The sequence below is a fragment of the Kutzneria sp. CA-103260 genome (assembly GCF_018263855.1).
Taxonomy (GTDB): Bacteria; Actinomycetota; Actinomycetes; order Mycobacteriales; family Pseudonocardiaceae; genus Kutzneria.
The window spans coordinates 11,277,607-11,301,871 of sequence record NZ_CP073318.1 but is presented as its reverse complement, the minus strand read 5'-3'; the positions used below and the strand labels follow the sequence as shown (position 1 = coordinate 11,301,871).

The following is a 24,265-nucleotide window of genomic DNA, read 5'->3' as shown; positions in this document are numbered from 1 at the left end:
CTGTTCGCTGGCGGGATCAGACGCCGAATTCCTGGTCGATGAGGTCGAACAACTCGTCCGCGCTGGCGGACTCGACGTCGTCGAAGCTGACGTCGGACTCGCTGGCGTCCACTTCGGACACGCTCTGGGTCGGCAGCACCTGGGCCAGCAGGTGCTCGGCCAGCTCGGCCGGGCTCGGGTAGTCGAAGACCACCGTGGCGACCAGCCGCAGCCCGGTCACCCCGCCCAGCCGGTTGCGCAGTTCGACCGAGGTCAGCGAGTCGAAGCCGAGGTCGCCGAAGGCGCGGTGCGGCTCGATGTCGGCCGTCGACTCGTGCCCGAGCACCTCGGCCACCTGCGCGCTGACCAGTTCCAGCATCCGCTGCCCGCGATCGGACTCCGGCAGCTGCGCCAGCCGGTCGGCCAGCGACACGTCGTCGGCCCGGACCCTGGTCGCGGCCCGCGCGGTCCGCCGGGTCGGGACCCGCACCAGGCCCTTGTAGAGCGGGGACAGCGCCTCGCCCATCGTGGCCAGCACCGCCAGGTCCAGGTCGATCGGCAGCATGGCCGAGCAGTCCTGGCCCAGCGCGGTGTCGAACAGCTCCATGCCGTACTCGACGGTCAGCGGCCGCATGCCGCCCCGGGCCATCCGGGCCATGTCGGCCCCGGTGAGCCGGCTGGTCATGCCGACCTCCTGGTTCCACGGCCCCCACGCCAGCGCGGTCGCGGTGCGCCCGTGCCGCCGCAGGTGCTGGGCGTAGGCGTCCAGGAAGGTGTTGGCCGCCGCGTAGTTGCCCTGTCCCGGGCCGCCGAACACGCCGGCCGCGCCGGAGAACAGCACGAACGACGCCCGCTCGCCGGCCAGCTCGTGCAGGTTGATGATCGCGTCCACCTTGGGCCGCAGCACCGCGTCCACCCGATCCGGCGTCAGCGAGGCGATCAGGGCGTCGTCGACGACACCGGCGGTGTGCACGACCGCGGTCGGCTCGACCCCGGCCAGCAGCTGCCGGACCGAGTCCCGGTCGGCCACGTCGCACGCGGCGATCGTGACGATCGCGCCGAGGTCGGACAGTTCCGCGCGCAACTGCTCGGCGCCGTCGGCGGCCGGGCCGCTGCGGCTGGTGAGCAGCAGGTCGCGGGCGCCGTGCTCGGCCACCAGGTGCCGGGCGAGCCGGCCGCCGAGGCCGCCGGTGCCACCGGTGATCAGCACCGTGCCAGAGACATCCAGCCGCCACGCGTCGGCGGTCGGCGTCGCCGTGCCGGCACCGGCCGCGGCCAGCCGGCCGATGCGCACCTCACCGTTCCTGATCACCAGCTGCGACTCGCCCACGGTCAGCGCGGCCGGCAGCGCGGCCACCGACTCCAGCTCGCCGTCCACATCGACCAGGGTCAGCCGGCCCGGGTGCTCCGACTGCGCGGACCGGACCAGGCCCAGGACCGCCGCGTGCGCGAGGTCCCGCACCGCCTCGTCCTCGTTCGCCGCGACCGCTCCCCGGGTCACCAACACCAGGTGCGTGCTGGCCAACCGCTCGTCCGCCAGCCACGACTGGATCAGGTCCAGCACTTCGCGCACCGCGACCCGGACGTCGGTGGCCAGGTCGCCGGTGGTGTGGCCGTTGGTCAGCCGGGGCACGAGCAGCACGTCCGGCATCGAGGTGATCGAGGCCAGGTCCTCGTGACGGTCGAGCTCCAGCGCGGCCGCCAGCTTCAGCTCGTCCGCGCCGAGCACGGCGACTTCGGCGTCGAGGGTCTCGCCGGCGACCCGAGTCGGCGTCCAGTCCAGCCGGAACAGCGACTCCTGCCGGGGCTTGAGCTGGTCGAGGGCGATCTCCCGCATCACCAGCGCGCCGATGGAGGCGACCGCGTGGCCGTCGGCGTCGTACACGCCCAGGCCCAGCGCGTCCACGCCGTCGGCCTTGCTCAGCCGGACCCGCAGCGTCGACGCCCCGCTCGCGTGCAGGCTGACGTCGCTCCACGAGAACGGCAGCCGCTTGCGGCCGGTGCCCTCCAGCGGCAGGAACACCAGGCCCTGGAGGGCGGCGTCCAGCAGCGCCGGGTGCAGCCCGAACGCGGCCGCGTCGGCGGCGCGGCCCTCGGGCAGCGACACCTCCAGGAACGCGTCGTCCCCGAGCTGCCAGGCGGCCCGCAGGCCCCGGAACATCGGCCCGTACTCGAAGCCGCTGGACGCGTACGCCTGGTAGAAGCCTTCCACCGCAAGCGGTTGCGCACCGGCCGGCGGCCACTCGGCGACCTGCTCGGCGACCTGCGGGCCGCCGACGCCCAGCGCGCCGGACGCGTGCAGCAGCCACGGCAGGTCGACGGGCGCGTCCTCCGACCGCGAGTGCACGGTGATCGTCCGCGACCCACGGCCGTCGGCGGCGCCGACCATGACCTGGATCTGGGTGCCGCCCCTGGCCGGCAGGGCCAGCGGCGTGGCCAGCGTGAGCTCCTCCACCACGTCACAGCCGACCTGGTCGCCGGCACGGATCGCCAACTCCAGGAAACCGGTGCCGGGGAACAGGATCTGCTCGCCGACGACGTGGTCGGCCAGCCACGGCTGGGTCTGCGCCGACAGCCGCCCGGTGAACAGGAACTCGTCGGTGTCGGCCAACTGCACGGCCGCGCCCAGCAGCGGGTGACCGGTGGTGGTGAGGCCGGCCGAGGTGACGTCGCCGGCCGCCCTCGCCGTCATCTCCGGCCAGAACTTGCGGTGCTGGAAGGCGTAGGTGGGCAGTTGCGTGGTCTGTGCGCCGTCGAACAGACCGGTCCAGTTCGGGGAGAAGCCGTTGACGTGCAGGGCGGCGACCGCCTTGGTGAGGGTGTCCACCTCGTCGCGGTCCCGGCGCAGCAGCGCCACGGCGTCGTCCAGCATCGGGGTGAGCACGCCGTCCGGCCCGACCTCCAGGAACGTGGTCACGCCCTGGGCGGTCAGCGCCGTGACGCCGTCGTGGAAGCGGACGGCTTCCCGCACGTGGCGCACCCAGTACTCGGCGTCGAACTCCGACACCGGCTGGCCGGTCAGGTTGGACACGACCGTGATCTCCGGCCGGCCGTAGGCGATGCCCGAGGCGATCGTGCGGAACTCGGCCAGCATCGGATCCATCAGCGGCGAGTGGAACGCGTGGGAAACCTTGAGCCGCTTGGTCTTCTTGAACCGGTCGGCCACCGCGAGCACCGCGTCCTCGGCGCCGGAGACGACCACGGAGTTGGGGCCGTTGACCGCCGCGATCGACACCTTCTCCGACAGGTAGGGCAGAACCTCGTCCTCGGTCGCCTGGATCGCGACCATGGCACCGCCCTCCGGCAGCGCCTGCATCAGCCGACCGCGAGCAGCGACCAGCCGGGAGGCGGCGCCGAGCGACAGCACACCGGACACGTGCGCGGCGGCCAGCTCGCCGATGGAGTGCCCCATCACGAAGTCCGGCCTGACGTCCCAGGACTCCAGCAGACGGAACAGCGCGACCTCGATGGCGAACAGCGCGGGCTGGGTGTAGCCGGTCTGGTCGAGATCCGAACCGCCGTCGAACATGACCTCACGCAGCGGACGGGCCAGCTCGCCGTCCAGGTGCGCGCAGACGGCGTCCAGCGCGTCGGCGAACACCGGGAAGGCCTCGTACAGACGCTTGCCCATGCCCGCGCGCTGCGAACCCTGACCGGAGAACAGGAACGCGGAGCGGACCTCGGCGCGGGCGACGCCCCGCACCAGCGCGGCCGCGGTGCCGTCGCCGGCGATCGCGTCCAGCGCGGTGAGCAGCGTGTCCCGGTCCTGGGTGACGACGACGGCCCGGTGCTCGAAGTCCGACCTCGTCGTCGCCAGCGAGTAGCCCAGGTCGAGCAAGCTCGTCTCGGGGTTGGCGGCCACGAAGTCCCGCAGTCGTTCGGCCTGCGCCCGCAGGGCGTCCTTGCTGTGGCCGGACACCGGGACCGCGACGACCTCGCTCGCCGGCCGGGACGGCGCGGGCGCCGCGGCCGGCGGCTGCTCGATGATGACGTGCGCGTTGGTGCCGCTCAGGCCGAACGAGGATACGCCGGCCCGGCGCGGACGCCCGGACCCGGTCCATTCCCGGGCCTCGGTCAGCAGCTCGATCCGGCCCTCGGCCCAGTCCACATGGGACGACGGCGCCGAGACGTGCAGGGTCGGCGGCAACGTGTCGTGCCCAAGCGCGAGCACCATCTTCATCACACCGGCGACACCGGCCGCGGCCTGCGTGTGGCCGATGTTGGACTTGATCGACCCCAGCCACAGCGGCTCGTCCCGATCCTGGCCGTACGTCGCCAGCAGCGCCTGCGCCTCGATCGGGTCGCCCAGCACGGTTCCCGTGCCGTGCGCCTCGACGGCGTCCACATCGGACGGACGCAGGCCCGCGTCCGCCAGCGCCTGCCGGATCACCCGCTGCTGCGACGGGCCGTTGGGCGCGGTCAGGCCGTTGGACGCGCCGTCCTGGTTGACCGCGGAACCCTTGACCACGGCCAGAATCGGGTGCCCGTGACGCTGGGCGTCGGACAGCCGCTCCAGCACCAGCACGCCGGCGCCCTCACCCCAGCCGGTGCCGTCCGCGCTGTCCGAGAACGGCTTGCAGCGACCGTCGGGCGCGAGCCCGCGCTGCTTGCTGAACTCGATGAACGAGAACGGGGTCGACATGATCGTCACACCGCCGGCGAGCGCCAGCGTGCACTCGCCGGAGCGCAGCGCCCGGGTCGCCCAGTGCAGTGCGACCAGCGACGAGGAGCACGCCGTGTCCACCGTGACCGCCGGACCCTCCAGGCCCAGCGTGTACGAGATGCGACCGGACACGATGCTGCCGGCGTTGCCGGTCATCGTGTAGCCCTCGGCGTTCTGGCCGGCGGCGGCCAGCATCGCGCTGTAGTCCTGGCCGTTGGAGCCCATGAACACGCCGGTCTGGCTGCCCAGCAGCGAGCCGGGGTCGATGCCGGCGCGCTCCAGCGCCTCCCACGAGGTCTCCAGCAGCAGCCGGTGCTGCGGGTCCATCGCCATGGCCTCACGCGGGTTGATGCCGAAGAAGGCCGCGTCGAACTGGGACGCCTCGCCCAGGAAGCCGCCCTCGGTGGCGTAGCTGGTGCCGGCGTTGTCCGGGTCGTCGTCGAAGATCGCGTCCAGGTCCCAGCCGCGGTCGGCGGGGAAGCCGGTGATCGCGTCACCGGACCCGGACACCAGCTCCCACAGCCGTTCCGGCGACTCGGCGCCGCCGGGGAACCGGCAGCCCATGCCCACGATGACGATCGGGTCGTCGTCGACGGCGCTCGTGGGAGCGGTGCTGGTCGTCCCGGTGTCCTTCGCCGGTCCGCCACCGAGTTGCGCCCGCAGATAGCGGGCCAGCGCGGTCGGCGTCGGGTAGTCGAAGATCATCGTGGACGGCAGCCGGACGCCGGTGGCCGCGCTGAGGCGGTTGCGCAGGTCGACCGCGGTCAGCGAGTCGAAGCCGATGTCCTTGAACGCGCGCCCGGACTCCACGTCCTCCGGCCCGCCGAAGCCGAGCACCCCGGCGACGAAGGAGCGGACGAACTCCAGCAGCTCCCGCTCGCTCTCGGCCTCGGACAGGCCGGCCAGCCGGTCGCCCAGCGCCGAGCCGCCGGAACCGCCGGTGGACTCGGCCGCCGCCGCCAGCGCCGCGCGGGCCTCGGCGATCGTGTCGATCAGCTTGCTGGCCCGGACCGCGACCAGGCCCGGCGCGTACTTGTCCCACTCGACGCCGGCGATGGCCAGCGCCGTGTCGTTGTTGTCCAGCGCCTGCCGCATCGCGGCGATGGCGGTGGCCGGGTCGATGGCCAGGATGCCGCCCCGACGCTGGCGCGCGATCAGCGCCGCGTCGTCGGCCAGGCCGCCCTCCGCCCACGGGCCCCACGCCAGCGACGTCGCCGCCAGGCCCAGGCCCCGCCGGTGCTCGGCGAGCGCGTCCAGGAAGGCGTTGGCCGCCGCGTAGTTGGACTGGCCGGGAGCGCCCCAGGTGCCGGCGGTGGAGGCGAAGGACACGAAGGCGGTCAGCCCCAGGTCCTTGGTCAGCTCGTGCAGGTTCAGCGCGGCCAGGCTCTTGGCCCGCAGCACGCCGGCCAGCCGGTCCGGGGTCATCGAGTCGATCATGCCGTCGTCGAGGACACCGGCCGTGTGCACCACGGCGGTCGGCGGGTGCTGCGCGATCACGGTGGCGAGGCTGTCCCGGTCGGCCACGTCGCACGCGGCGACCGTGACCCGCACCCCGAGCGCGTCCAGCTCCTCGACCAGCTCGGCGGCGCCGTCGGCGGCCAGGCCGCGCCGGCTGAGCAACACCAGGTGCTCGGCCCCGGCACCGGCCAGCCAACGGGCGACGTGCCCACCGAGGGCGCCAGTGCCACCGGTGACCAGGACCGTGCCGGACGGCTGCCAGACCCCGGCCGGCACCGCCGGCAGCGGAGCCCGGCCCAGCCGGCGGCCGAACACACCCGAACCGCGGATCGCCAGCTGGTCCTCACCGTCGGAGTCGGCCAGCACGGAGGCCAGCCGGCGGACGACGCGGTCGTCGACCGTGCCGGGCAGGTCGACCAGACCGCCCCAGCGCTGCGGCTGCTCCATCGCGGCCACCCGGCCGAGACCCCAGACCAGCGCCTGGATCGGGTTGGCCAGCGCGTCGGAGCGACCCACCGACACCGCGCCGCTGGTCACGCACCACAGCGGGGCCTCGACGCCGGCATCGCCCAGCGCCTGCACCAGGGCCGTGGTCAGGTCCAGGCCGGCGGGCACCTCGGGGTGCGCGGCCGACGGCTTTTCGTTCAGCGCCAACAGGGACAGCACACCGGCGAACTCCCGGCCGCCGACCTGGTCGGCCAGCCGCAGCCGGTCGGCGTCCTCGGCGACCTCGACGGTGACGAACTCGGCCCCGTACCGCGCAAGGCTTTGCGGCCACTCGGCGGAGTGACCCGCCGGCACGACCAGCAGCCACGTGCCGTCCAGCTTCGGGGACGGCGAGTCGCCGACCGGCGTCCAGTTGACCTGGTACCGCAACGCATCCATAGCCGACTGCTCGCTGCGGGCCCGTCGCCACGCCGACAGCGCCGGCACCATCGCGTCCAAAGTGGACTGGTCGAGGTTCAGGGTGTCCGCGAGCGAGGCGAAGTCCTCCTGCTCGACCGCGGTCCAGAAGGCGGCGTCCACCGGGTCGACGGCCGACTCCTCGTGCCGTTCGCCGAACTTCGGCCAGTAGCTCTGGTGCTGGAAGGCGTAGGTCGGCAGGTCGACGGCGCGGCCGCCGGGGACCAGAACGGCCCAGTCCACCTCGACGCCGCCACAGTGCAGTTCGCCCAGCGACAGCAGGAACCGGCGCATGCCGCCCTGCCCCCGGCGCAGCGTTCCGACCACGAGCGGGTCGAGGTCCTCGACGCCGTCCAGCGTCTCGCGGATGGCCGGGGCCACCACGGCGTGCGCGCTCGATTCGACGAACACGCCGTAGCCCTGGTCGGCCAGCGCCGCGATGGCTTCGTCGAACCGGACGGTCTGGCGCAGGCTCGCGTACCAGTAGGCGGCGTCCAGTCCGGCGGTGTCGATCCAGTCCGCCGTCACCGTGGAGAACAGCGGAATGTCCGAGGTCCGCGGGGTGATCGGCGCGAGGTCCGCGCGGACCCGGTCCTGGATCCGCTCCACGTGCACGGTGTGCGAGGCGTAGTCCACCGGGATCCGGCGAACCCGCACGCCAGCGGCCTCGTAGCGGGCCACCAACTCGTCAAGGGCGTCCGGGTCACCGGCGACCACAGTGCTGGTCGGGCTGTTGACCGCGGCGACCCACACCCGCTCGCCCAGCTCGACGTCGGCGGCCGGCAGGCCGACCGAGACCATGCCGCCCAGACCGGCCAGATCGTCGCGAATCGCCAGGCTGCGCAGGGCGACCACGCGAGCCGCGTCCTCCAGTGACAGCGCACCGGCCACCGCGGCGGCGGCGATCTCACCCTGGGAGTGACCCACGACGGCGTCGGGTGTGACCCCGTGGCTGCGCCACAGCTCGGCCAGCGACACCATCACGGCCCAGCACGCGGGCTGGACCACGTCCACCCGCTCCAACAACTCCGCGTCACCGCGGAGCACCTCGGTCAGCGACCAGTCCACAAAGGACGACAGCGCCGCCTCGCACTCGGCCATCCGCTGGGCGAACACCGGCGAGGAGTCCAGCAGTTCCACCGCCATGCCGGCCCACTGCGAGCCCTGGCCGGGGAACACGAACACCGTCTTGCCCCGGGCGCCGATCGACTGCTGGGCCAGGTTCTCGGCCGGCATGCCGGCGGCCAGCGCCCGCAGGCCGGCGGCCAGCTCGTCCCGGTCGGCGCCGACCACGACGGCCCGGTGCTCGAACGCGGACCGCGTGGAGTGCAGGGAAAACGCGACGTCGGCCGGGTCACTGTCCACAACGGACAGAAGCTTCTCGGCCTGCGCCTTGAGCGCCGCCACCGACCGGGCCGACACCAGCCAGGGCAGGATCTCGGCCTCGGGGGCGGGGGCCACCGCGGCCGGCTCGATCTCGGGGGCCTGCTCGATGATGGTGTGGGCGTTGGTGCCGCTCATGCCGAACGAGGACACGCCGGCCCGGCGCGGGCGGCCGGTCTCCGGCCACGGCACGGCCTCGGTGACCAGCTTGACGTGGCCCGAGGTCCAGTCGATGTGCGGCGAGGGCTCGTCCACGTGCAGCGTCGGCGGCACGATCCCGTTGCGGATCGCCATCACCATCTTGATCACGCCGGCGACACCGGCGGCGGCCTGCGAGTGGCCGATGTTGGACTTGATCGAGCCCAGCAGCAGCGGGTTGTCCACGGCGTGGTCGCGGCCGTAGGTGGCCAGTAGCGCGCCGGCCTCGATCGGGTCGCCCAGCGTGGTGCCGGTGCCGTGCGCCTCGACGACGTCGACGTCCGCGCCGGTGAGGCCGCCGTTGGCCAGCGCCTTGCGGATGACCCGCCGCTGCGACGGGCCGTTGGGGGCGGTCAGGCCGTTGGACGCACCGTCCTGGTTGACCGCGGAACTGCGCAGCACGGCCAGGACTGGGTGGCCGTTGCGCTCGGCGTCGGACAGCCGCTCCAGCACGATCGCGCCCGCGCCCTCGCCCCAGCTCGCGCCGTCGGCGGCCGCCGAGAACGACTTGGACCGGCCGTCGGCGGCCAGGGCCTTCTGCGCGCTGAACTCGATCAGCGAGACCGGGCTGGCCATGACCGTGACGCCGCCGGCGATGGCCAGCGTGCAGTCGCCGTCCCGCAGGGCCTGCACCGCCCAGTGCATCGCGACCAGCGAGGAGGAACAGGCGGTGTCGATCGAGACCGACGGCCCCTCCAGCCCCAGCGTGTACGAGATGCGGCCGGACAGCACGCTCGGCGAGTTGCCGGTGCCGATCATGCCCTCGGCGGCCTCGTCGGACGAGGCCAGCATGCCGGCGTAGTCCTGGTAGGTGATGCCGGCGAAGACACCGGTCTGGCTGCCCCGCAACGCTTCCCGGTCCAGGCCGGTGCGCTCCAGCGCCTCCCACGAGACCTCCAGCAACAGGCGCTGCTGCGGGTCCATCGACACCGCCTCGCGCGGGCTGATGCCGAAGAACGGCGCGTCGAACTCGCTGGCGCTGTGCAGGTAGCCGCCCTCACGGGCGTAGCAGGTGCCGGGCGCGTCGGGGTCGGGGTTGTAGAGGTTGTCCAGGTCCCAGCCGCGGTCGGTCGGGAAGCCGGAGATGGCGTCGGTGCCGGTGGCCACGACCTGCCACAGCTGCTCGGGCGTGTCGATGCCGCCCGGGTAGCGGCAGCCCATGCCGACGATGACGATCGGGTCGTCGTCGTCAGACGTACGGACCACCGCCGCCGCAACGGTTTCCTCGGTACCCAGGATCTCCTGCTTGAGGAAGTCGGCCAGCGTGGTGGCGGTCGGGTAGTCGAACACCAGGGTCGCCGGCAGGCGCAGGCCGGTGGCCTCGTTCATGCCGTTACGGAACTGCACCGCGGACAGCGAGGTGAAGCCGAGGTCGCGGAAGGTCCAGGTCGGGTCGACCGCGTCCGGGCCGCGGTAGCCCAGCACGATCGCGGCCTGGGTCCGCACGATGGTCAGCAGCAGCTGGTCCTGGTCGGCCGGCTCAAGGCCGTCGAGCCGCTCGCGCAGGCTGCCGCCGTTGTCGGCGACCACCGGCGCGGCCACCGTGTCCTGGGCCTTGCGGCGACGCCGGGACGGCGCGGCCGCCTTGTTCTCGGCCGCCCGGACCGGGCCGGCCGAGGCCTCGCGCAGCACCAGCCGGTCGACGGTGGCCAGCGGCTGGCCGGTCCCGTCGGCGAGCGCCAGGTGGACCGAAGAGTCCTTTGTGGACAGGTGAACGCGGATCGTGGCCGCGCCGACCGCGGCCAGCGACACCCCGCTCCACACGAAGGGCAGGCCGGCGATGCCGGGCAGGAAAGCCAGTGCCTGCAAGGCGCCGTCCAGCAGCAGCGGGTGCAGGTCGAAGCGGTCGGCCTCGTCGCGCAGCTGCTCGGGCAGGCTGACCTCGGCGTAGACGTCCGCGCCGCGCTGCCACACCGCTTGCAGGCCACGGAACGACGGCCCGTAGTTGAAGCCGGCCCGCCGCTCGTACAGGCCCTCGATGTCCACCGCGGTCGCGTCGGCCGGCGGCCACTGCGCCATGGCCTCGCCGTCGGCGATCGTGCCGGCCTTGATCTCACCGGACGCGTGCCGGGTCCAGGCCGCCGCGTCGTCGTCCTCGGGGCGGGAGTAGATGTTCACGGTGCGGGCGTCCCGGTCGTCCGGCGCGCCCAGCGCCACCTGGAGCCGCAGGCCGCCCTGTCGGGGCAGCACCATCGGCGCCTCGATGACCAGCTCGGTGAGCTCGTCGCACTCGACCTGGTCGCCGGCGGCCAGCGCCAGCTCGACAAAACCCGTGCCGGGGAACAGGATCTGGCCGTCCACGACGTGATCGGCCAGCCACGGCAGGGCTTGCGTCGAGATCCGGCTGTTGAACAGCAAGCCGTTCTGTTCGGCCAGCCCGACCGCGACACCCAGCAGCGGGTGCTCGGTCGCGGTGAGGCCGAGGGCCGACGGGTCGGTGCCGGCGGCCTCGACGGTCGGCAGCAGCCAGTACTGGTCGTTCTGGAAGGCGTAGGTGGGCAGGTCGATCCGGCGGCCGCCCCAGCCGGCGAACACCGCGTTCCAGTTCGGGGTGAGGCCGCCGACGTGCAGCTGCGACACGGCGGTCAGCAGCGCGTCGACCTCGTCCCGGTCCCGGCGCAGCACGGCGACGGCGTCGCCGCTCTCGATCATGCCGGCCAGCACGCCGTCCGGCCCGACCTCGACGAACCGCTTCACACCCTGCTTGGCCAGCATGGTCACGCCGTCGTGGAAGCGAACCGCCTCCCGGACGTGCCGGACCCAGTACTCGGCGTCGAACTCGGCGACCAGTTCACCGGTCAGGTTGGACACGATCACCAGGCGCGGCTGGTGATAGGTCACGGTCTCGGCGATCGCGCGGAACTCGGCCAGCATCGGGTCCATCAGCGGCGAGTGGAACGCGTGCGAGACCTTGAGCCGCTTGGTCTTCTCGAACTTCGCCGCCACGGCAAGGACTTCGGCCTCGACGCCGGAGATCACAACCGAAGTCGGCTCGTTGATCGCGGCGATGGACACACCGTCGGTCAAGTGCGGCAACACCTTGTCCTCGGTGGCCTGGATCGCGACCATGGCACCGCCCTCGGGCAGCGCCTGCATCAGCCGACCACGGGCGGCGACCAGCCGGCAAGCGTCCTCAAGGGACAGTGCACCGGCCACGTGCGCGGCGGCCAGCTCACCGATCGAGTGGCCGACCACGAAGTCCGGCCGCAGGCCCCAGGCCTCCAGCAGACGGAACAGCGCGACCTCGATGGCGAACAGGGCCGGCTGCGTGTACCCGGTCTGGTCGAGATCGGCGTCACCGTCGAACATCACCCCGCGCAGTGGGCGGTCCAGCTCGGTGTCCAGGTGGGCGAACACGGCGTCGAGGGCGTCGGCGAACACCGGGAACGCCGCGTACAGGGCCTTGCCCATGCCCACCCGCTGCGAACCCTGGCCGGAGAACATGAACGCGGTCTTGCCACCACCGGTGGACGTGCCGCGCAGCACGCCGGGAACCCGCTCGTCGGCGGCGATGGCCGCCAGGCCCCGGAGCAGGTCGTCCCGATCCTGGCCGAGCACGACAGCGCGGTGTTCGAACGCGGACCGCGAGGTCGCCAGCGAGTAGGCCAGGTCGAGCGGATTCGCCGTCTCCGCCACGGAGACCAGCAGTTCCGCCTGCTCGCGCAGCGCCTGCGCACTGCGGCCCGCCACCACCCAGGGCAGCGCGCCCGGCGCGTTCTCGATCACATCCATCTCCTCGGCGAAGGGCTGGGCCTGCTCGATGATCACGTGCGCGTTGGTGCCGCTCACGCCGAACGCCGAAACGCCGGCCCGGCGCGGGTGGTCCGTCTCCGGCCACCGGCGGGCCTCGGTCAGCAGCTCGACCTGGCCGGCACTCCAGTCCACATGGGACGAAGGCTGCGACACGTGCAGGGTTCGCGGCAGCACACCGTGCCGCATCGCCTCCACCATCTTGATCACACCGGCGACGCCGGCCGCCGACTGCGTGTGGCCGATGTTGGACTTGATCGACCCCAGCCACAGCGGCTCGTCCCGGTCCTGGCCGTAGGTCGCCAGCAGGGCCTGGGCCTCGATGGGATCGCCCAGCGCGGTGCCGGTGCCGTGGGCCTCGACAGCGTCCACTTCGGACGGTGTGACGCCGGCGTCGATCAGCGCCTGCCGGATCACCCGCTGCTGCGACGGACCGTTGGGCGCGGTCAGGCCGTTGGACGCGCCGTCCTGGTTGACCGCGGAACCCTTGACCACGGCCAGAATCGGGTGGCCGTTACGGATGGCGTCGGACTGGCGCTCCAGCAGCAGCATGGCCACGCCCTCGGACCAGCCGGTGCCGTCGGCGTCGTCGGAGAACGCCTTGCAGCGGCCGTCGGCCGCCAGGCCGTTCTGCCGGCCGAACTCGATGAACGAGAACGGGGTGGCCATCACGGTCACACCGCCGGCGACCGCCAGCGAGCACTCACCGCGACGAAGTGCCTGCGCGGCAAGGTGCATCGCCACCAGCGAGGACGAGCACGCGGTGTCGATCGTCATCGCCGGGCCCTCAAGGCCCATCGTGTAGGAGATGCGGCCGGAGGCGACGGCCGGGGCGGTGCCGGTGAGGATGTGCCCCTGGAGTTCCTCGGGCAGGTTGCTGACGCCGGTGGCGTAGCCGGAGCCGCCGGCCCCGACGTACACGCCGGTCTGGCTGCCCCGCACCGAGGCGGGGGTGATGCCGGCCCGCTCGAACAGCTCCCACGTCGTGGTCAGCAGCAGGCGCTGCTGCGGGTCGGCGGCCATCGCCTCGTGCGGGCTCATCCCGAAGAAGGCCGGGTCGAATTCGCCGGCACCAGTGAGGAAACCGCCGTCGACGGCGTAGATCCGCTGCTCGTCGGCCGGGTCGTGGATGGCGTCGACGTCCCAGCCGCGGTCGGTCGGGAACTTGGACAGCGCCTCGGATCCGCTGTCGACCAGCTGCCACAGCTGCTCGGGCGCCCGCACATCGCCGGGCAGCCGGCAACTCATGCTGACGATGACGATCGGGTCCTCGTCGGCCGCCGAGACGGCCGCTCCGGACTGCTGGTTCTCTTCGCTGCCGAAGAGTTCGTCGATGATGTGGCGGCTGAGCACGGTGGCGTTCGGGTAGTCGAACACCAGTGTCGTGGGCAGCGCCAGGCCGGTCAGCTCGGTGAGCCGGTTGCGGAGCTCGACCGCGGTCAGCGAGTCGAAGCCCAGGTCCCGGAAGGCCCGGTCGGCGTCGACGGCCTCGGCGGCGGAGTGCCCCAGAACGACGGCCGCCTCCCGGCGGACCAGGTCCAGCACCTCGTGCCGCTCGACCGACGCCGCTTCCCACGTGACCTCGACCTGCGCCGGCTTTTCCTGGTACAGGCCGCTGATCAGTGCGCTCGGGCGCAGCACCGTGAAGCCCGCGGCGAACTTCGCCCAGTCCACGTCGGCGACGGTCACGCAGGCGTCGCCGACGCCGACAGCCTCCACCAGTGCCCGCACGGCCAGGGCCGGGTCGAGCGCGGTGAGTCCGCGCTTGGCCAGCTGCTGCTGTTCACGGACATCGGCGGCCATGCCGACCTCGGCCCACGGGCCCCAGGCGACGGCCGTCGCGGCGAGGCCGCGGGCGCGGCGGTTCTCGGCCAGCGCGTCGAGGAAGGCGTTGGCGGCGGCGTAACCCGACTGCCGGCCGCTGCCCCACACGCCCGAGATCGACGAGAAGAGCACGAAGGCGTCGAGTTCGCCGAACAACGCGTCCAGCTGCACCGCGCCGTCGACCTTGGCCGACATGACCGCGGACAGGGTCTCCTCGGTGGCCTCCTCCAGCGCGACCGACTCGTTGACGCCGGCCGCGTGCACCACGGCGGTGATCGGCGCGTGCTCGTTCGCCAACTGGGACAAGGCATCCGGGTCACGGACGTCGCAGGCGGCGATGGTGACCCGCACGCCCAGCGCGGCGAGTTCGTCGCGGAGCTCGGTCGCACCAGGGGTTTCCAGTCCGCGGCGGCCGGTGAGCACCAGGTGCTCGGCGCCGTTGCCGGCGGCCCACCGCGCCACCTCCGCGCCGAGTCCGCCGGTGCCGCCGGTGATCAGCACGGTGCCGCGCGGGGTCCAGACGTCGTCGTGGCCGGCGGCCGGCGCGTGCGTCAGCCGCCGGACGAACACCCCGGAGGTGCGGACCGCGACCTGGTCCTCGCCAGTGCCGGCGAGCACCTGGCGCAGCCGGTTGGCGGCGCGCTCGTCGAGGGTTTCGGGCAGGTCGACCAGACCGCCCCAGTTGCGCGGGTATTCCAGCGCGGCGACCCGGCCGAGGCCCCAGACGGCGGCCTGCGCGGGATCGGGTGCGCTGTCGAACCGGCCGACGCTGACCGCGCCCCGGGTGGCGACCCACAGCGGCGCGGTGATCGACTGCTCGCCGAGCGTCCGCAGCACGTCGGCGATCTGCGCCAGTCCGCTGGGGACGGTCGCCTCTTCGCCGGCGACGTAAAGGATTCCGCTCAGGTCGGCAGTGACTGCGGTGGCGAGCTCGTCGAGCGTGACCGACGTCGTGTTCAGGGCCTGGGCCAAAGTGTCGGACCCGACAACCAGCCAGGTCCCGTCGAGGGCTGGCTTGGGCAGCTCGGTGGCCGGCGTCCAGGTGGCCCGGTAGCGCCAGCTGTCGATGGTGTGCTGCTTGTCCTGCTGTCGACGCCAGGAGGAGAGCTTGGGCAGCACATCGGTCAGCGACTCGGCCGACAGTTCCAGGGTGTCGGCCAGCGACTCCAGGTCCTCGCGCTCGACGGCCGCCCAGAACTCGGCGTCCACCGTCCCGGCGGTCGACGCGGTGGCCGCCGGCTTCGCGGAGAAGTCGACCGTGGGCCAGTACCGCGTGGTCTGGAAGGCGTAGGTCGGCAGGTCGATCAGCCGGCCCGAGATCAGCTTCAGCCAGTCGCCCCGGACGCCCTTGACGTGCAGGCGGGCCAGGGCAGTGGTGATCGCCTCGACCTCGTCGCGGTCCCGGCGCAGGCTGGCGATGCCGTCGGCCATGCCGGCCAGCACACCGTCGGGGCCGACCTCCAGGAAGGTGGAGACACCGAGGCCGGTCAGCGTGGTCACGCCGTCGTGGAAGCGGACGGCTTCGCGGACGTGCCGGACCCAGTACTCGGCGTCGAACTCGGTGACCAGCTCGCCGGTCAGGTTCGACACCACCGAAATCCGCGGCTGGGCGTAGGTGATGCTCGCCGCGATCGCGCGGAACTCGGCCAGCATCGGGTCCATCAGCGGCGAGTGGAACGCGTGGGAAACCTTGAGCCGCTTGGTCTTCTCGAACTGGGCGGCCACCGCCAGCACGGCCTCTTCGTCGCCGGAGACGACCACGGAGGTCGGCCCGTTGATGGCGGCGATGGAGACCTTCTCGTTGAGCAGCGGCAGAACCTCAGTCTCGGTGGCCTGGATCGCCACCATCGCACCGCCGGTCGGCAGCGCCTGCATCAGCCGGCCACGAGCGGCGACCAGTCGGCAAGCGTCCTCAAGGGACAGTGCACCGGCGACATGCGCGGCGGCCAGCTCGCCGATCGAGTGCCCGACCAGGAAGTCGGGGTGCACGCCCCACGACTCCAGCAGGCGGAACAGGGCGACCTCGACGGCAAACAACGCCGGCTGGGTGTACCCGGTCTGGTCCAGGTCGGCGGAACCCTCGAACATCACCGCACGCAGCGGACGGTCCAGTTCGGCGTCCAGGTGCGCGCACACGGCGTCGAGGGCATCGGCGAACACCGGGAAGGCCGCGTACAGCTCGCGGCCCATGCCGACCCGCTGCGAACCCTGACCGGAGAACATGAACGCCGTCAGGCCATCGACCGCGGTTCCGGTCACCACACCGGGAGCAGCCTGACCGGAGGCCAGCGCCCGCAAGGCTTCCGCGCCGAACACCACGGCACGGTGGTCGAACGACGATCGCGACGCCACCAGCGAGAACGCGACATCGGCCGCGTCAACACCGTCCACACAGGACACCAGACGCGCGGCCTGATCCCGCAGCGCCTCCGGCGAGGTGCCGGACAGCACCCACGGCGTCACAACCGAACGCTCAACCTCCGGCGACTCGACAACCGGAGCCTGCTCCAGGATCACGTGCGCATTGGTGCCGCTCACGCCGAACGACGACACACCAGCCCGACGCGGGCCACTGCCAGCCGGCCACTCCCGGGCCTCGGTCAGCAGCTCGACCTTGCCGGCGGTCCAGTCCACATGGGACGTCGGCTCCGACACGTGCAGGGTGGGCGGCAGAACACCGTTCTGCATCGCCAACACCATCTTGATGACACCGGCGACACCGGCCGCCGCCTGGGTGTGACCGATGTTGGACTTGATCGAGCCCAGCCACAGCGGCTCTTCGCGGTCCTGGCCGTAGGTCGCCAACAAGGCCTGAGCCTCGATCGGGTCACCCAGCGTCGTACCCGTGCCGTGCGCCTCAACAGCGTCCACATCAGACGGACGCAACCCGGCAGAAGCCAGTGCCTGGCGGATGACCCGCTGCTGCGACGGACCGTTCGGCGCGGTCAGGCCATTCGAGGCACCGTCCTGGTTGACCGCGGAACCCTTGACCACGGCCAGAATCTGATGCCCGTTGCGCTGAGCGTCGGACAGCCGCTCCAGCACCAGCATGCCGACACCCTCACCCCAGCCGGTGCCGTCGGCGTCGTCCGAGAAGGCCCGGATCCGGCCGTCGGCCGACAAACCGCGCTGGCGCGAGAAGGACACGAAGATGCCCGGCGTGGACATCACCGTCACACCACCGGCCAGCGCCAGCGAGCACTCACCGGACCGCAATGCCTGCGCGGCCCAGTGCATCGCCACCAGCGAGGCCGAGCACGCGGTGTCGACCGTCACGGCGGGACCCTCAAGGCCCAGCGTGTAGGAAACCCGGCCCGACACGATGCTGGCCGCGTTGCCCGTGCCGGAGTGGCCCTCGAAGTCGTCCCCGGCGTAGGCCAGCAGCGCCGGGTAGTCCTGGCCGTTGGTTCCGACGAACACGCCGACCGGAGCGCCCTTCACCGAGGCCGGTGCGACACCGGCCCGCTCCAGCGCCTCCCACGACGTCTCCAGCAGCAGCCGCTGCTGCGGGTCCATCGCGACGGCCTCGCGCGGCGACACACCGAAGAAGCCGGAGTCGAACTCCCCCACACCGTCGACGAATCCACCCTCGCGCACATACGACTTCCCCACCGCACCCGGCTCTGGGTCGTAGAGGGCGTCCATGTCCCAACCGCGGTCGACCGGGAACTCGCCGACCGCGTCGACGCCCTCGGACACCAGGCGCCACAGGGCTTCCGGCGAGTCGACCCCACCCGGGAACCGGCACGCCATGCCCACGATCACGATCGGCTCGTCGTCGACCACCGACACCACCGGCGCAGACGACACCTCCGCCGAACCGCCGACCAGCTCACCGCGCAGGTACTCGGCCAGCACCCCGGCCGACGGGTAGTCGAACACCGCCGTCGACGGCAGGGTCAGCCCCGTCGCGGCACCGAGGATGTTGCGGAACTCCACCGCTGTCAGCGAATCGAAGCCGAGGTCGCGGAAAGCGCGGTCGGGTCCGACCGCCTCCGGCCCCGCGTATCCCAGCACCACAGCGGCGTACGAGCGCACGACCGACAGCAGCTTGCGGCTCTGCTCGGACTCGGACAGGCCGGCCAGCGACAGCTGGTCGTCGCCGGTCGCGCCAGGCTCGGGCCGGTACAGCTCGGCCAGCAGCGGGCTCGGCCGCAGGCCGGCGAAGCCCGGTCCGAACTGGTCCCACGCCGCGTCGATGACCGTCACCGTGGCATCGCCGGTGGCCACCGCGCGGCTCAGGGCCAGCACGCCCAGCTCCGGGGCCATCGCCGGCGTGCCGCTGCGGCGCAGCCGGGCGGCCACGACCTCGTCGGCGGCCATGCCGTCGCCGCCCCACGGACCCCATGCGACCGACGTCGCCGGCAGCCCGGCGGCCCGCCGCGACTCGGCGAGCGTGTCCAGGAAAGCGTTCGCCGCCGCGTAGGCAGCCTGGCCTGGGCCGCCCGCCACGCCGGCGAACGAGGAGAACAGCACAAACGCGTCCAGGTCGCCGCACAGCTCGTGCAGGTTCAGTGCGGCCTGGGTCTTCGCCCGCGCCACGAACGCGAGCCGCTCGGCGGTGACCGAGTCGAGCACACCGTCGTCGAGCACACCGGCCGCGTGGATCACGGCGTTCACCGGCGGCAGCGACTCCAGCAGGCGTCGCAGGTCATCGCGGTCGGAGACGTCGCAGGCGGCCGTGGTCACCCGCGCCCCGAGGCCGATCAGGTCGGCCTCCAGCTCGGCCGCGCCGGGCGCCTCCGCGCCACGGCGGCTGGTCAGCACCACGTGCTCGGCACCGTTGGCGGCGACCCAGCGGGCGACGTGACCGCCGATGGCCCCGGTGCCACCGGTGATCAGCACCGTGCCCCACGGCTGCCACTGCCCGGTCCCGGCCAGCGGCGCCGGCGTGAGCCGACGGCCGTACACACCGTTGGCCCGCACCGCGACCTGGTCCTCGTCGCCTACGGCCAGCACCGAGAACAGCCGCCGGGCGGCGCGGTCGTCGAACTCGGCGGGCAGGTCGACCAGGCCGCCCCACAGCTCAGGGAACTCCAGCGCGGCGACGCGGCCGAGGCCCCACACCGTGGCCTGGGCCGGGCTCGGGGTCCCGTCCCAGCGGGCGACGGCCACCGCGCCCCTGGTGGCGGTCCACAGGCGGGTCTTGATCCCGGCGTCGGACAGCGCCTGGAGCAGCGTCAGCGAGGACACCAGGCCGGCCGGCACCTCGGACGCGGTCGGGTGCGGCTCCTCGTCCACGCCCAGCAGGGACAGCACGCCGTCGAAAGTCTGGCCGCGCAGGCGATCGGCGAGCTCGGCCCGGTCGGCGGGCTCGATCAGCTCGACAGTGACGCCGTGCGCGCGCAGTGCGGTGACGACCTGGTCGGTGAGCTCCGACGGCGTGGCCACCACGGCCCAGTTGCCGCGCAGCGCACGCTCGGCCCCGACCGGCTTCCACGTCACCGCGTAGCGCCAATTGTCCACAGTCGACGACTCGGTGCGACGGCGACGCCACGACGACAGCGTCGGCAGCAGCTCACCGAGCGAGGCGCGGCCGGCGTCGTCGACGGACAACGTGCTCGCCAGCGACTCCAGGTCACCCTGCTCGACGGCCTGCCAGAACTGGACGTCCACCGTGCTGGCCGGCTCGGCCGCGGCGCTCGGCACGGACTCCAGCCAGTAGCGCTGGCGGTCGAAGGCGTAGGTCGGCAGCGCGACCTGACGCGCGCCCCACCCGGCGAACACGGCGGCCCAGTCCGGGGAAAAGCCCTGGACGTGGCAGTGCGCCAGGCCGGCGAACAGCGCGGCGACGTCGTCACGGTCGGCGCGCAGCACCGGCACTGCGGTGCTGTCGGCCACGGTCTCCCGCGCCATGGCCGACAGCACGCCGCTCGGACCCACCTCAAGGAAGGTCCGAACGCCTTGCCCCGCAAGGAAAGTAACGCCGTCGTGGAAACGAACGGCCTCGCGAACGTGCCGGACCCAGTAGTCGGCGTCGAACACCGACACCAGCTCGCCGGTCAGGTTCGACACGACCGAGAGCTCTGGCCGGCCGTAGGTGATGCCCGCGGCGACCTTGCGGAACTCGTCCAGCATCGGATCCATCAGCGGCGAGTGGAACGCGTGGGAAACCTTGAGCCGCTTGGTCTTCTCGAACCGCGCCGCCACCGCGAGGACAGCCTCTTCATCACCCGAGACGACTACAGAGGTCGGCCCGTTGATCGCCGCGATCGACACCTTCTCGTTCAGCAGCGGCAAAACCTCAGCCTCAGTGGCCTGAATCGCCACCATCGCACCACCGGTCGGCAACGCCTGCATCAGACGCCCACGAGCGGCCACCAGCTTGCACGCGTCTTCCAACGACAGCACACCAGCGACATGCGCGGCCGCCAGCTCACCAATCGAGTGGCCGACAACGAAGTCCGGCTTGACACCCCACGACTCCAGCAGGCGGAAAAGCGCGACCTCAATGGCGAACAACGCCGGCTGGGTGTAACCGGTCTGGTCCAGGTCGGCGGAGCCTTCGAACATCACCTCGCGCAGGTCGGCGTCCAGGTGCGCGAGAACGGCGTCCAACGCCTCGGCGAACACCGGGAACGTCTCGTACAGGCCCTTGCCCATACCCACGCGCTGCGAACCCTGACCGGAGAACAGCAGCGCCGAGCGGGTGCCCGAGACGACGGCGCCGGTGATGACCTCGGCGGAAACCTGACCGTTGGCCAGGGCGTCCAGCCCGCGCAGCGCCGAGGCGTGATCATCGGCGAGCACGACGGCACGGTGGTCGAGCGCGGCCCGGGTCGTGGCGAGGGAGAAGGCGACATCCCTCAGGTCGGCGGTGCTGTCGTAGGCCGCGAGGCGAGCGGCCTGTCCGCGCAGGGCATCGGCGCTACGAGCGGCGACGAGCAGCGGGGCCACCGGAGAAAACACGGTCTGCCCGGGGGTTTCGACGGGCTCCGGCTCCGGGGCCTGCTCGATGATGACGTGGGCGTTGGTGCCGCTGAGGCCGAACGCGGACACGCCGGCCCGGCGCGCCGCGCCGGTCTCCGGCCACGGCCGGGACTCGGTGAGCAGCTCGACCGCGCCGGCCGTCCAGTCCACATGGGACGTCGGCTCGGACACGTGCAGCGTCTTGGGCATGACGCCGTTGCGGATGGCCTGCACGACCTTGATCACGCCACCGACACCGGCGGCGGTCTGGGCGTGGCCGATGTTGGACTTGAGGGAGCCCAGCCACAGCGGCCGCTCCCGCTCCTTGCCGTAGGTGGCGATCAGGGCCTCGGCCTCGATCGGATCGCCGAGCACGGTGCCGGTGCCGTGCGCCTCGACCATGTCCACATCGGACGGTGTGAGGCCGGCATTGGCCAGCGCCTGCTGGATGACCCGCTGCTGGGCCGGGCCGTTGGGGGCGCTCAGGCCGTTGGACGCGCCGTCCTGGTTGACCGCCGAGCCGCGCACCACGGCCAGCACCTCGTGCCCCCGGCGGCGGGCGTCGGACAGGCGCTCCAGCAGCAGCAGGCCGACGCCTTCGGACCAGCCGGTGCCGTCGGCGTCGTCGGAGAAGGACTTGCACCGGCCGTCGCCGGCCAGCCCGCCCTGCCGGGAGAACTGGACGAACCCGCCCGGCGAGGCGATGACCATCACGCCGCCGGCGATCGCGAACGAGCATTCCTTGCGACGCAGCGACTCCGCGGCCAGGTGCAGCGTGACCAGCGAGGCGGAGCAGGCGGTGTCGACGGTGACGGCCGGTCCCTCAAGGCCGTAGACGTAGGACAGACGGCCGGACAGCACGCCGTTGGAGTTGCCGGTGAGCAGGTGCCCCTCGACACCCTCGGGCAGTTCGCCGATGTCGGAGCCGTAGCCGGACGGGCCACCGCCGATGAACACGCCGCCCTGGCCGCCGCGCACCGACTTGGGGTCGATGCCGGCCCGCTCGAACAGCTCCCAGGACGTCTCCAGCAGCAGCCGCTGCTGCGGGTCGGCGGCCAGCGCCTCGCGCGGCGACATGCCGAACAGGGACGGGTCGAAGGCGGCCGCGTCGTCGAGGAAGCCGCCCTCGGCCGTGGTGCTGGTGCCGGTGCGGTTGCCCTCCGGGTCGTAGAGGCCGTCCAGGTCCCAGCCGCGGTCGGCGGGGAACGGCGACACGCCGTCCACGCCCCCGGCCACCAGGTCCCACAGGTCCTCCGGCGAACGAACGCCGCCGGGGAACCGGCAGCTCATCGCGACAATGGCCACCGGTTCGTTGGCCCCGGCCTCCAGCTCGCGCAACCGCTGCCTGGTCTCGTGCAGATCAGCCGTCACCAGCTTCAGGTACTCCCGAAGCTTCTGTTCGTTCACCATGGGTACCTTGCCTGTGCGCAGTGGACGCGAAGATCCCTCCGCGCCTGTTCACGACCGTCCAAACGCCTGGTTATGGAGCTGTTCCGCACTGGTGGGGTCATCCGTCCCGTCCTGCCCATCGCCCAACATCGGCCAGCATGGTCCGCGCCTACCGGAGGACGGCCGGTTGACGGCCGTCCTCTGGTGAAACTGCTGAAATCGAAGGCCCCGAATGCCGGCGCGGCGCGACCCGGGAGGGGTCGCGCCGCGCCGGTCCGCTCGGCGTGGGTCAGCCGGTGAGGGTCTTGATCTGGGGCCACACCTTCGACCACGGCGCGTCCTTGGTCGAGAACAGGTAGATGGGCGCGCCCTGGTAGTTGTTGTTGATGCCCAGCTTGTTGTCCACGGTGGCGACCTTGGTCGACTTGGCGAAGTGCTCGCGCACCACGTCGGCGTTGTTGTCGCCGATGTAGAGCACGTTGGTGGCGCTCTCCGGCGGGACACCGAAATACCAGTACGCGCGGCTCGGGCTGTACGCGGACGGCAGGCCGCGCGCCGGACCGTAGACGTCGATCACGCTGGCGGTCCAGAAACTGTCGCCCATGATGACGGTGTGCTGGCGGACGTCGTCGGGCAGCGCCCGGTACGCGGCGGCCACCTCGTCGGCCATCTGCGGCCAGCCGACACTCTCGGCGTTGGTGACATCCGATGTCTCGTTGCCGCGGATCGACTCCACCGGGGCGATCGGCATCCCGATCACCGTCAGCACGCCGGACAGGACCAGCGCCGGCCAGGCCACCCACGGGACCCACCGCTTGCGCGGGCTCTCCAGGCCGACGGCGGCCAGCGCCCACAGCACGGGCACGATGCCGGTGGGGTAGTAAGGGCGGCCGCCGGTCGCGATGAACACGACCGCGAGGACGACCGCCGTGATGGCCAGGAACCGGTAGCGCGGCTGGCGGGCCGCGCGCCAGAGTCCGTACGCCGCGAGCGGGGTGCCGATGATGCCGAGCAGGATCGCGAAGAACACCAGGAACATGCCGGCGCCGCCGACGCCGGCGTACTCCTCGTAGGCGATCTGGCGGGCCATGTCCACCTGCGGCCAGCCGTGGTTGGCCTGCCAGATCAGCGACGGCAGCGTGGTCAGCACGGCGATGCCGCCGCCGAGCCACAGCATCTTGCTGCGGAAGAACTCCCGCGGCCCGGCGATGAGGATGGCGACCGCGGCGACCACCCAGAAGAACGCGATCAGGTACTTCACCTGCAGGTCGACGGCGGTGACGATGCCGGCCCACAGCAGCAGCTTGTCCTGCCGGGTCCGCAGCCAGCGGACCAGCAGCCAGGTGATGGCCGTCCAGAAGAACAGGTCGATGGTGGAGGTGGCCAGCAGGTGGCCGCCGCCGGCGACCAGCGGCGCGGTGCAGTAGACCGCGGCCGCGATGACCTGGGCCCGCCGGCCGCCGCCGAGTTCCCACACCGTCAGCGCGGCCACGAGGATGCCGGCGACCGTCACCACGACCGACGGCAGGTGCAGCACCCACAGCGATCCCGGGGCGATCGTGTCCGCGACCATGGCCAGGAACGGGACCAGTGGCGGCTGGTCCACGTAGCTGAAGTCCAGGTGGCGGCCGGCGGCGATGAAGTACAGCTCGTCGCCGAAGTACCCGTACCCGTTGCCGAGCACCAACAGCACCGCGCCCATCAGGCCGGCGATCACCGCCACCGGCACGAGCGCGAACGCCGCGACCCGCACGCCGCCCGGGCTGGGCGGCTCGTTTGTTCTGAGTTGCTCTGATCGCAGCACTTGCC

The 24,265-nt window shown here is 72.3% G+C and carries 2 protein-coding genes; both read right to left on the bottom strand.

Annotation, left to right across the window (positions count from 1 at the left end):
• Window positions 1-16 precede the first annotated feature (16 nt).
• A complete protein-coding gene (locus JJ691_RS52830; protein WP_442912578.1) occupies window positions 17-22,474 on the bottom strand; it encodes a type I polyketide synthase in 22,458 nt (7,485 codons plus the stop codon).
• A gap of 271 nt (window positions 22,475-22,745) precedes the next feature.
• Window positions 22,746-24,260 (bottom strand): ArnT family glycosyltransferase, encoded by a 1,515-nt coding sequence (locus JJ691_RS50665; RefSeq protein ID WP_211766483.1) that lies wholly within the window; start codon window positions 24,258-24,260, stop codon window positions 22,746-22,748.
• Window positions 24,261-24,265 lie beyond the last annotated feature (5 nt).